Origin of the sequence: Hydrogenophaga sp., assembly GCF_051007235.1 — a bacterium.
Taxonomy (GTDB): domain Bacteria; phylum Pseudomonadota; class Gammaproteobacteria; order Burkholderiales; family Burkholderiaceae_C; genus Hydrogenophaga.
Genome location: NZ_JBPCSJ010000576.1, coordinates 22376 through 32711 on the forward strand (window position 1 = coordinate 22376; position 10336 = coordinate 32711).

The 10336-nt window shown below is 68.9% G+C and carries 10 protein-coding genes; 1 reads left to right on the top strand and 9 read right to left on the bottom strand.

Going from position 1 to position 10336, the window contains the following annotated elements; translation table 11 throughout:
- Window positions 1-2: 2 nt before the first annotated feature.
- From ACR2JA_RS20630 to ACR2JA_RS20670, 9 genes are all read right to left on the bottom strand, one after another.
- On the bottom strand, window positions 3-713 hold the full coding sequence (locus tag ACR2JA_RS20630; protein WP_434010942.1) for an ABC transporter ATP-binding protein: 711 nt from the start codon (window positions 711-713) through the stop codon (window positions 3-5).
- Window positions 714-717: 4 nt separating this feature from the next.
- Entirely contained in the window at window positions 718-1476 is a 759-nt protein-coding gene (locus ACR2JA_RS20635) for an ABC transporter ATP-binding protein (protein WP_434010933.1), read from the bottom strand.
- Entirely contained in the window at window positions 1469-2431 is a 963-nt protein-coding gene (locus ACR2JA_RS20640; RefSeq protein WP_434010934.1) for a branched-chain amino acid ABC transporter permease, read from the bottom strand. Before ACR2JA_RS20640 ends, ACR2JA_RS20635 begins: the two co-directional genes overlap by 8 nt.
- Window positions 2428-3300: a branched-chain amino acid ABC transporter permease gene (locus ACR2JA_RS20645; protein WP_434010935.1), complete on the bottom strand. Its 873-nt coding sequence runs from the start codon at window positions 3298-3300 to the stop codon at window positions 2428-2430. The genes ACR2JA_RS20640 and ACR2JA_RS20645 overlap by 4 nt, the downstream gene beginning before the upstream one ends.
- Before the next feature lie 24 nt (window positions 3301-3324).
- Window positions 3325-4527, bottom strand: a complete 1203-nt coding sequence (locus ACR2JA_RS20650; protein ID WP_434010936.1) for an ABC transporter substrate-binding protein — start codon at window positions 4525-4527, stop codon at window positions 3325-3327.
- A gap of 147 nt (window positions 4528-4674) precedes the next feature.
- Window positions 4675-5469 carry a GntR family transcriptional regulator gene (locus ACR2JA_RS20655; RefSeq protein WP_434010937.1) on the bottom strand — a complete coding sequence of 265 codons (795 nt, stop codon included), beginning with the start codon at window positions 5467-5469 and terminating at the stop codon, window positions 4675-4677.
- 123 nt (window positions 5470-5592) lie between these two features.
- Window positions 5593-6327 carry an ABC transporter ATP-binding protein gene (locus tag ACR2JA_RS20660; protein WP_434010938.1) on the bottom strand — a complete coding sequence of 245 codons (735 nt, stop codon included), beginning with the start codon at window positions 6325-6327 and terminating at the stop codon, window positions 5593-5595.
- Window positions 6324-7547, bottom strand: a complete 1224-nt coding sequence (locus ACR2JA_RS20665; protein WP_434010939.1) for an ABC transporter permease — start codon at window positions 7545-7547, stop codon at window positions 6324-6326. Before ACR2JA_RS20665 ends, ACR2JA_RS20660 begins: the two co-directional genes overlap by 4 nt.
- A gap of 9 nt (window positions 7548-7556) precedes the next feature.
- Window positions 7557-8831, bottom strand: coding sequence for an efflux RND transporter periplasmic adaptor subunit (locus ACR2JA_RS20670; RefSeq protein ID WP_434010940.1), 1275 nt, complete (start codon window positions 8829-8831; stop codon window positions 7557-7559).
- A gap of 216 nt (window positions 8832-9047) precedes the next feature.
- Here ACR2JA_RS20670 and ACR2JA_RS20675 point away from each other — a divergent pair, with 216 nt between their 5' ends.
- Window positions 9048-10184 (top strand): flavin monoamine oxidase family protein, encoded by a 1137-nt coding sequence (locus tag ACR2JA_RS20675; protein ID WP_434010941.1) that lies wholly within the window; start codon window positions 9048-9050, stop codon window positions 10182-10184.
- The last annotated feature ends 152 nt before the right edge of the window (window positions 10185-10336 follow it).

Sequence of the window (10336 nt, forward strand, 5' to 3'; positions counted from 1 at the left end):
GGTCACAGCCCCAGGTAGGCCTTGCGCAGCTCGTCCGAGCCCATGAGTTCGTCGGGCAATCCGCTGAAGCGCAGGGCGCCGTTTTCCATCACGTAGACCCGGTCGGCCAGTTCCAGCGATTGCGCCACGTTCTGCTCCACCAGCAGGATCGACAGGCCTTCGGCGTTCAGCCGCCGGATGAGCGCGAACATCTCTTCCACCAGCAGCGGCGACAGGCCCAGCGACGGCTCGTCCAGGATCAGCAGGACCGGCTCGGCCATCAGACCGCGCCCGATGGCCAGCATCTGCTGCTCGCCACCGCTCATGGTGCCGGCCAGCTGCGCCGTGCGTTCCTTCAGGCGCGGGAAGATGGCGAACACCCGCTCCAGGTTGGCGGCCCGGTTCTCGCGCGCCCGGGTGAACGAGCCCAGCTCCAGGTTCTCCAGCACGCTCAGGTTGGGGAAGATCTTGCGGCCCTCGGGCACCTGGATCAGCCCGGCGGTGACCACCTTGCGGTAGTGGGCGCCCGACAGGTCGGTGCCGTTGAACCGCACGGTCCCGCCCCAGGCGGGGTTGATGCCGCAGAGGGTGTTGTTGAAGGTGGTCTTGCCGGCCCCGTTGCTGCCCAGCAGCGCCACGGTTTCACCGGGGTTCACCGTCAGGTCGATGCCGCGCAGCACCTCGGTGCGGCCGTAGCCGCCGGTGAGCCCCCGCACGTCGAGCAAGGGAGTGATCGGTTCAGTCATGGTGGCCTCCGGCGGCGCGCAAACGGGCGGCGGTGCCCACCCCCAGGTAGGCCTCGATGACCCGGTCGTCGCGGGTCACGGCCTGGGGCGTGCCCTGGGCGATCAGTTCACCCTGCGCCAGCACCCAGACGTGCTCGGCCAGGTTCATCACGGCCTGCATCACGTGCTCGATCATCAGCACGGTTACGCCGCCATCGGCGATGGAGCGGACCACCGGGATCATGTCGCCGATCTCCTGGGGGTTCAGGCCTGCCAGCACCTCGTCCAGCAACAGCAGGCGCGGTTGCGTGGCCAGGGCGCGGGCCAGTTCCAGGCGTTTGCGGCCGGCCACGGTGAGGTCGGACGCCGGTTTGTCCAGCTGCGGCCCCAGGCCGACCCGGTGGGCCACCGCCTCGGCCTGGGCCAGCGCGTCGGCCCGGTGGGGGTGGCGCAGGTGCGCGCCCACCGCGATGTTCTCGCGCACCGTCTGGGCGGCGAAGGGCTGCACGATCTGGAAGGTGCGGGCCATGCCCAGCCGGGCGTTGAGGTGCGGGGGCTGACCGGTGATGTCCTGGCCCGCCAGTTCGATGCGCCCCTCGTCGGCGGCGATGAAGCCCGACATGAGGGCGAACAGCGTGGTCTTGCCCGCACCGTTGGGCCCGATCAGGGCGGTGAGCGAGCCCTGGGGCACGTCGAGCGACACCCGGCTGACGGCCTTGAGACCGCCGAAGGTCTTGGACACGCTGGCGACGCGCAAAAGGGTTTCAGCCACGGCCGGCTCCTTTCCAGAGGCGGGTCACCGACTGCCCGATGCCGGCGATGCCGCGCGGGAAGAACATCACGATCAACACCAGCACGCTGCCGTAGATCACCATGTTGATGCCCGGAAATTCGCCGAACAGGTTGCGGGTGAGGTCGGCCAGCAGGTGCAGGGCGAATGCCCCGAGCAAGGGGCCCCACAGCGTGCCGATGCCGCCCACGATGGCCGCCACCAGCGCCTCGACCGAGGTGTGCGAACCGAAGGCGATGGCCGGGTCGATGTACTGGAACACCTGCACGTAGAACGCACCGGCCAGCCCCATGAAGCCACCCGACAGCGCGATCGCGCCCAGCTTGACGCGGAACGGGTCCACGCCGATGGCGCGCGCGGCGTCTTCGTTGTCGCGCACGGCCTGCAGGTAGGCGCCAAAGCGGGAATGCTGCAGCCAGCGCGTGACCAGCAAGGCGATCACCACCAGCACCAGCATGAGGTAGAGGTAACCCGCGCGAGAGCCGAACTGCAGGTTCGCCACCGACTCCTGGAGCGGGATCATGAGACCCACGCCGGCACCGGTGAACGGCACCGACAAGGCCAGGATGCGGCAGACCTCGGCGAACGCCAGCGTGACCAGCGCGAAGTAGGACCCCTTGAGCCCGTAGCGGAAGCTCAGCGCCCCCACCAGCACGCCGACCAGCGCCCCGGTCAGCCCCGCGAGCACCAGCGCCACCCAGGGGTTCAGCCCCCCTTGCAGTTGGCCGATGGCCTGCACGTAGGCCCCGAAGCCGAAGAACAGGGCATGCCCGAACGAGAACTGGCCGCCGAACCCACCGAGCAGGTTCCAGGCCTGCGCCAGCAGGCTGGCGTACAGCGCCATCATGACGAAATTGAGCCAGGTGCCGGAGTCGGTGACCAGGGGCACCAGGGCCACGGCGACCGCAAACAGCGCGATGTGGAGCAGCGATTTCATGCCTTGGCTCCAAACAGGCCCTGGGGTCTGAACAGCAGCACCCCGATGAAGATGAGGAAGATGCCGATCTGGCCGAGCGATTCGCCCAGGTAGAGGCCGCCCAGCGACTCGACCACGCCGATCACCAGGCCGCCCAGCAGCGCGCCACCAAAACTGCCCATGCCGCCGAAGACCACGATGGTGAAGGCCACCAGCACGAAGCCGTTGCCCACCTGCGGGTTGACGTAATAGGCCGGCAGCAGGAAGCAGGCCGCGGCGCCCAGGCAGGCCAGGCCGATGCCGAAACTCATGGCGTAGATGTGGTCCACGTCGATGCCCATGAGGCGCGCGCCCTGCTTCTCCTTGGACACGGCGCGGATGGCGCGCCCGAGGTCGGTGCGGTTGATCATGAACAGCAGCAGGGCAGACACCACCAGCGCGCCCCCGAAGGCGATGAGCTTGGGCAGCGCGATGAACGCCGGCCCGATCTGCACGGTGCTCAGGGTGTAGGCGGTGTCGATGGTGCGCGTGTCCGACTGGAAGGCCAGCAGCGCGAGGTTCTCCATCACGATGGAAATGCCCAGGGTGACCAGCAGGATGTTCTCGTCCTTACCGTGGCTGGCCCGGTTGATCACCACCCGCTGCAGCAGATAGCCCAGCACGAACATACCGGCCACCATGAAGGGCAGCGCCAGATAAGGATCAATGCCCAGGTGCTGCTTGAGCAGGAACACGCCGTACAGCGCCAGCATCAACGACGCCCCGTGGGCGAAGTTGATGATGTGCAGCACGCCGTAGATCAGCGTCAGCCCCAGGGCAATGAGGGCGTACACCGCCCCGGTGGTCAGTCCGTTCAGCACGGACGGGACCACGATCGCGAGATCGAACATGGTGGAGAACCTCGGGGGTGGCGATCAGGCCTTGAGCGGGAACATCGGCTCGGCCTGGCGGTATTCGCGCGGGATGATGACCTTGATGTCCTTGTCCAGCACCTGGGTCATCAGCGGGCGGCCACCGGTGTTCTGCCCGTCGACGAACTTGGTCGGGCCGTACGGCATGAAGTGGTTGGAGAAGGTGCTCTGTTCCAGCGCCGAGATGATGGCCGCGCGGTCGGTGGACTTGGCGCGCTCCAGCGCATCGGCCAGCAGCATCATGGACGTGTAGGTCATGAACAGCTCGTAGCTGAAGAACAGCTTCTGCGCCTCGGCGCGCTTCTTGAGCGCCTGGGCGCGCGGGTCCTTGGGGTTGAACCAGTGGTTGCAGTCGATGATGCCGTTGGACGCATCGGGGAACTCCTGCACGAACTTGTAGCTGGACGCCGCACCGCCGAGCACCGAGTAGATCGCCTTGGGCACCACGCGCTGCTGCTGCATGGTGCGCACCAGGAGGGCGTACTCGTTGTAGTAGTTGGCCGGGATCACGATGTCCGGGTTGACCGACTTCATGCGCAGCACGATGTTGTTGAAGTCGCGCGTCGGGTTGGCGTGCTTGATCACCTCCTTGACCTCGAAGCCGAAGCCCGGCAGCTCGCGCGCCAGCAGATTGGCGGTGCCGGTGCCGAACAGCGACTCCTCGTGGATGATCATCACCGTCTTGGCCGGGCTTTGCGAGATGGTGTTGAGCACCTTCAGGTTGACCATCGCCAGGTCGGCCACAGCCTTGTAGCCCGGGCCGAAGCGGAAGGTGTTCTTCAGGCCGCGCTGCACGATCTGATCGGCCACGCCCACGTCCACGATGTGCGGCAGGTTGTACTTGGCCGCGGCCTGGGTGGTGGCCAGGCAGATGGCCGAGGCAAAGGCCCCCACCACGGCGCTGGCACCCGCCTCGTTGAGCTTCTCCACCTCGGCCGCACCGGCCTGCGGCTGGGACTGCGCGTCGGCCAGCAGGGCCTCGATCTTGGCGCCCCCCAGCGACTTGATGCCGCCGGCCTTGTTGATGTCCTCGATGGCCATCAGCGCACCCGCGCGGCACTGCTGGCCGGAATACGCCAGGGCGCCGGTGACGGGGTGCAGCACCCCGACCTTCACGGGGGCAGGCTGCGCGCCGGCCACCAGAGGGAAGGCCAGCGTCGACGCGGCGGCGGCGGATTGGACGACAAATTCACGACGGGTACTCATGGCAATCTCCTGAACTGAAAAGGCCGACCGACGCATCACGCGTGGCGGGAGGAACACGCCAGCACGGCACGCGCTGGCAACGAAACCCATCAGTCGGCCTTTGGATGCGGCCCACTGGCGGATGCGAACTTCACCTCTGCGGCGCATTCAATGGAACTGCGCCGACAACTCGCTGCTGACCCACACGCGCGCATCGATATCGCCCACGCGGGACAGCTTCATTTCATATTCGTAACGGTCGGGCCGGTACAGCCCGTGCAACCACTGGATGGGTCGGTCTTCGGCGTCGAACACCAGGCGGCGCACCGACAACAGCGCCGAACCGACCGGCACTTCCAGCAACTTGGCGGTGCTGGCGTCGGCCAGCTTGGCCGAGATGTGCTGCTCCGCACGACCCAGGTTCACGCCGCTTTTTTCCAGCAGCACCAGAATGGGTTCGCGCGCCAGCTCGGCACGCCCAAAATGCGAGGCCAGCTGCGCCGGCACGTAGGTGGTGATGTGGGACACCGGCCCGTTGCGCGTGCTGCGCACGCGGACCGCCTTTTGCACCGCCTCACCGACGGGTATGTCCAGGGCCTGGGCGACCGCCTGCGAGGCCTGGACCTGCGACAGGTCCACCACCTTGATGCGGGTGCCCATGCTGATGCTCACCAGGTTGTCGAGCAGGCCGGTGCGGCCACTGCGCCGCGGGCCCGCCTCGGCCCCCACCGGGCTGGACAGTGCCGCTGGCTTGACGACCGTGCCGCGACCCCGCTGCCGGGTGATCAGGCCCTCGGTCGACAACAGCTCCAGCGCCTTGCGAACCGTGACACGGGACACGCCGAATTGCTCCACCAGGCTGATCTCGCCGGGCAGCCCTTGGGCGAAGCGTCCTTCGAGCAGGCCCTCCTTGAGCACCAGATAAATCTGGTGGTACTTGGGCAGGGGCATGTCGGCTTGCATGGATGCATCTTGATTCAGGTCTTATTGTTCTGTCAATAGGACATTTCAGGAGAATCGAGGCCGTGTGTCACCGTGGCGAAACCCATGACCGCAAGCCGCCCTGCCCGCGGTCACACAGAAGGCTCAGGCCCGGCCGGCCACCGTGACCTGGTCGCGCACCAGCCGGCCGTCCACGAGTTCGAGCACCCGGTCGCACCGCGCCGCCAGCCGGGGATCGTGGGTCACCACCAGGAACGAGGTGTTCAGCTCGGTGTGCATGCGCCGCATCAGGGCGAACACCTCGTCCGAGGACGCCGTGTCCAGGTTGCCCGTGGGTTCGTCGGCCAGCACCAGGGGCGGCTCCAGCACCATGGCCCGCGCGATGGCCACGCGTTGCTGCATGCCGCCCGACAACTCGCCCGGGCGTTTGCCCATGGCCTGCCCCAGACCGACGGCGTCCAGCATGGCACGGGCCTTGTCGCGTTGCCTGGACGTCACCCGGCCTTCGCGCATCAGCGCCGGCAAGGTCACGTTCTCCAGCGCGGTGAACGCCGGCAACAGGTGGTGGAACTGGAACACGAAGCCCAGCGTGGTGCGGCGGCGCAGCGTCAGGGCCTCGTCGTCCACACCCACCATCTCCTGGCCTTCGATCCGGTAGCTGCCCGAGGTCGCGCGTTCGAGCAGACCCAGGATGTTCAGCAGCGTGCTCTTGCCCGAGCCCGACGGCCCGATGAGGGCCACCAGTTCGCCGCGCGCGATGTTGAACGACACACCGTGCAGCACCTCGGCTTCGTTGGGCAGGCCGACGTTGTAGCGCTTGCTGACCGCGTTGAGTGCCAGCAGCGCGGACGATGGCTGGGCCACGGGCGTGGCGCTCATAGCCGGATCGCCTGTGCGGGGTCCAGCCGCGATGCGCGGCGCGCGGGGGCCACCGCCGCGAGCAGCCCGCAGAAGGTGGCCAGGCCGGCGATGCGCAGCGCCAGCCCCACTTCGAGCGTGATGTTGAACAAAGGCAGTCCATCCGAGCCCCGCACGAAATGGGTGAAGACCCAGATCAGCCCCACCGCCAGCAACACCCCCAGCGCCGAGCCGAGGGCGCCCACGATGAGGCCTTGCAACAGGAACACGCGCAGCACCTGCCCCCGGGTCGCGCCCATGGCGCGCAGGATGCCGATCTCGCGCTGCTTCTGCACCACCGACACCACCAGCACGCTGGCGATGCCCAGCACCACCACGACCATCACGACCCCGCGGATCACGGACGTGCTCACCGATTGCGCGTTCAGGGCCGACACCAGTTGCGCGTTCGCCTGCTGCCAGCTTTCGGCCTTGTAGGGCCAGCGGGCCGACAGCTCGTCCGCCAGGCCCTGGGCGGCCCAGATGTCCACCAGCGCGAGGTCCAGCCCGGTGGCGCTGCCGGGCAAGTCCACCAGGCTTTGCGCCGTTCGCAAAGGCACGATCACGGTGCGCCGGTTCAGCTCTTTGACTCCAAGGTCCACCAGGGCCGTGATGCGCAGGGCGTCTTCGACGCCGCCCGTGACGATGCCGATCCGGTCGCCCACCTGCACGCCCAGGTCCTGCGCCAGTTCGCGCCCGACGATGCCCTCGCCCGGCCCCAGCCTCGCGGTCCCGGCCACCACCTTGGACCGCAACTGGACGATGCGGTCGTAGCGCTCCAGGTCCACCCCCACCAGGGCGATCGCCTTGGTGGCCTCGCCGCGCACCGCCAGGCCAGCGGCCGACACCATGGGCGACACCGCAGCGACCTGCGGCAGCGCTTCCAGCTGGGGCAGCAGCAGCTGCCAGTTGTCGATGGAACGCGGGCGTTGCGCGCGGGCCTGGGTCTGCTCCAGCCGGCTGACCCCGGCGCCGGGCAGCGTGGGCACCACCCGCACCCGTTCGTCCAGCGGGCTCAGCGTGACATGGGCCTGCGCGCCCAGTGTCTTCTCGATCGTGTTGCGCTGCAGGCCGGTGATCAGGGCCGAGATGTAGGCGACCACCGCCACCCCCGCGGCCACCCCCACGATGATGAGCAGGGTCTGCATGCGACCCTCGCGCAGGAAGCGGACGGCCACGAGACTTTCAAATCCGAGCAGCATGGAAGATCCTCAGCGCCCCATGGCGTTGGTCATCGCGGCGCCCGCGTCTTCACGGGCGGGTACCTGGGCCGTGGCCGCCGATGCGCCGGCCACCGCGCGCACTCGGGCACCAGGCCCGGGCGCCGCGCCCACCAACACCTCCTCGCCCTCGCTCAAGCCATCGATCACCTCGACCCAGGCCAGCGTGCGCAAGCCCAGCCGCACCGGGCGGGCTTCGACGCGCCCGTCGCGCGCCACCCACACGGCCGGCTCAGCGCCCGCGTCACCCCGCAGAGCGCCCACAGGCACCACCAGCGCACGCTCGCGGCGCGCGGTCTCGACCTCGATCGACACCGTCATGTCTTCGCGCAAAAAGTCGGGAACTGGCGCCTGCAGGGAGAACTTGACCTCGATGGCGCCCCGCTGGGCATCGACCACCGGGGCGATCGACAGCACCTGTGCGCGGAACGCTTGCGTCGGGTAGGCGTCGGCCAGCACACTGGCCGGCTGCCCGGGCGCGAGCTGCTCCAGATACCGCTCGTCCACCTGCGCCACCAACTGCAAAGGACCTTTCAAGGCCAGTGTCAGCAGGGCACGGCCCGGCTGCACGATCTGTCCAGGCTCCACCGCGCGGGCGAGCACCCGGCCCTTGGCAGGCGCGGTGATCGCGGATTCCTTCAATCGCGCCTGCGCCGACTGGCGGGCCGCCGAGGCAACCGCCAGCTGCGCCTGGGCCTGCGCCACATCGGTGCCGGTGTCGGCATTGGCGGCGCGTTGCGCGCGCGCGGCGTCCAGCTGGGCCTGCGCCACGCCCACGGCACGGCGCGCCTCGTCCAGGCGGGACTGGCTCAGAAACCCCTGCCCCACCAGGCCCTGCGTGCGTTGCAGATCGGCGCGCGCGGCCGACAGCACCGACTCCGCCTGGGCCACGCTGGCCTGCACGGTCAACCTGCCCGTGCTGCGCAGCCCGTTCAACCGGGCGTGTGCCTGCTGTTCGCCGGCTTCGGCCTGCGCCAGGGCGGAGCGCAACTCGTCACCATCGAGCCGGACCAGCACATCGCCCTGCTCCACCGGCGCGCCCTCGCCCACCAGCACCTCGCGCACCCGGCCGGTCAGGGTGCTCCCCACGTCCACCCGCGACGACGTCGCCACGCGGGCGGAGAACTGCAGCGTGCGCACCAGCGGTGCCAGGCTGGCGTTGACAGCAGCCACCGGCGGCGGCCGCAAGCCCCACCACGCCAGCCAGGCGATGGCGAACAGGGCCACCAACACACCAGAGGACCACCGGAGAAAACGCTGCGTCATGGCCTATTCTTTCCGACATAAAGGTGCGTTGCGCTGACATCCGTCACAAAACACAGCGGCCTGCACGGGCCATGTGCCCTCGAATAGACTGAAACCGCACGCCAATCGAACGCGTGCCGCGCCGCCGGGGGCTTCATCCCGGACCCGCGCTCCCCACGCCCGCATGAGCACCCCGTTGAAACCTCGAACCATCCGCGCAGGCGATGCGCTGCTGACATGAACACCCGCGTGATCATCGTGGGCGGGGGCTTGAGCGGGCTGTACGCCGCCCACCGCCTGACGCAACAAGGCGTCGAAGACTGGGTTCTGCTGGAGGCGCGCCGCCAGACGGGTGGACGCATCGTGTCGGTGCCCGCGAACAACGCCCGCGCCCTGGATGCCCACCAGCCGCCCGCCGCAGACCGCTTCGATCTGGGCCCCTCCTGGTTCTGGCCGGGCTACCAGCGGCAACTCGATCGGCTCGTGACCGCCTTGGGGCTGCAGACGTTTGAACAGCACGACAGCGGCGACCTGCTGGTGGAGCGAGCCCCCCACCAGCCCGCGGTGCGCGCACGCGGTTATGCGAACGAGCCGCCCTCCATGCGCCTGGCGGGCGGCATGGCGGCCCTGACCGATGCGCTGCGCAGCGGCCTGGACCCGGCGCGCGTGCAGACGGGTCAGGTGGTGCGCAGCCTGCGCCGGGACGGTGCACACGTGGCCGTGGACAGCGAGGGCGCCCAGGGCCAAGCCACCACCTGGCGCGCCGACCATGTGCTGCTGGCCCTGCCGCCGCGCCTGGCCACCGATGCGATCCGCTTCCAGCCCGAACTGCCCGCAGCGCTGGCCCGCCAGTGGCAACAGACCCCGACCTGGATGGCGCCCCACGCCAAGTACCTGGCCGTCTACGAACGACCGTTCTGGCGCGAGCAGGGGCTGTCCGGGGCGGCCCGCAGCGCGTGGGGCCCCATGGTGGAAATCCACGACGCATCAATGCCCGGCGGCCACGCGGCGCTGTTCGGCTTTTTGGGGGTGCCCGCCCCTGCGCGGGCGCGCCTGGGCGATGCCGAACTGCGATCGCTCTGCCGCGCGCAGTTCGCACGACTCTTTGGACCCGACGCGGCGCTGCCGGTGATGGACGTGGTCCAGGACTGGGCGCAGGAGGTGTTCACCTCGACCGATGCGGACGTGCGTGGCGGCGGTGAACACCCTTCGGCGCCAGCTGCGGTGGCGGCCGACGGCCCGTGGCACGGCCACCTCACCGGCATCGGCAGCGAGTGGTCGCCGCAGTTTCCCGGCTATGTCGCTGGTGCGATCGAGGCGGCCGAAGCGGGAGTGCAAGCGTGGATGCAGGGAGCTGCGCAGAGACCGGGTTGATTCGGAGCCAGAGTGGCTGGTCGGCACACGCTGATCGCGCTCCATGCACGCGCAATCGCTGGCACAGCAACGAAGCGGCCCGTCGCATCCACGCCCATCAGAGTCAGCAGCCCGCAGCAACACGGGGCCCAGAAAGACGAAAGGCTCCCACT

Excerpts from the sequence above, each read along its gene's own strand:
- ACR2JA_RS20640 (WP_434010934.1), bottom strand. The coding sequence starts at position 2,431 with ATGAAATCGCTGCTCCACATCGCGCTGTTTGCGGTCGCCGTGGCCCTG.
- ACR2JA_RS20645 (WP_434010935.1), bottom strand. The coding sequence starts at position 3,300 with ATGTTCGATCTCGCGATCGTGGTCCCGTCCGTGCTGAACGGACTGACC.
- ACR2JA_RS20650 (WP_434010936.1), bottom strand. The coding sequence starts at position 4,527 with ATGAGTACCCGTCGTGAATTTGTCGTCCAATCCGCCGCCGCCGCGTCG.
- ACR2JA_RS20655 (WP_434010937.1), bottom strand. The coding sequence starts at position 5,469 with ATGCAAGCCGACATGCCCCTGCCCAAGTACCACCAGATTTATCTGGTG.
- ACR2JA_RS20660 (WP_434010938.1), bottom strand. The coding sequence starts at position 6,327 with ATGAGCGCCACGCCCGTGGCCCAGCCATCGTCCGCGCTGCTGGCACTC.
- ACR2JA_RS20665 (WP_434010939.1), bottom strand. The coding sequence starts at position 7,547 with ATGCTGCTCGGATTTGAAAGTCTCGTGGCCGTCCGCTTCCTGCGCGAG.
- ACR2JA_RS20670 (WP_434010940.1), bottom strand. The coding sequence starts at position 8,831 with ATGACGCAGCGTTTTCTCCGGTGGTCCTCTGGTGTGTTGGTGGCCCTG.
- ACR2JA_RS20675 (WP_434010941.1), top strand. The coding sequence starts at position 9,048 with ATGAACACCCGCGTGATCATCGTGGGCGGGGGCTTGAGCGGGCTGTAC.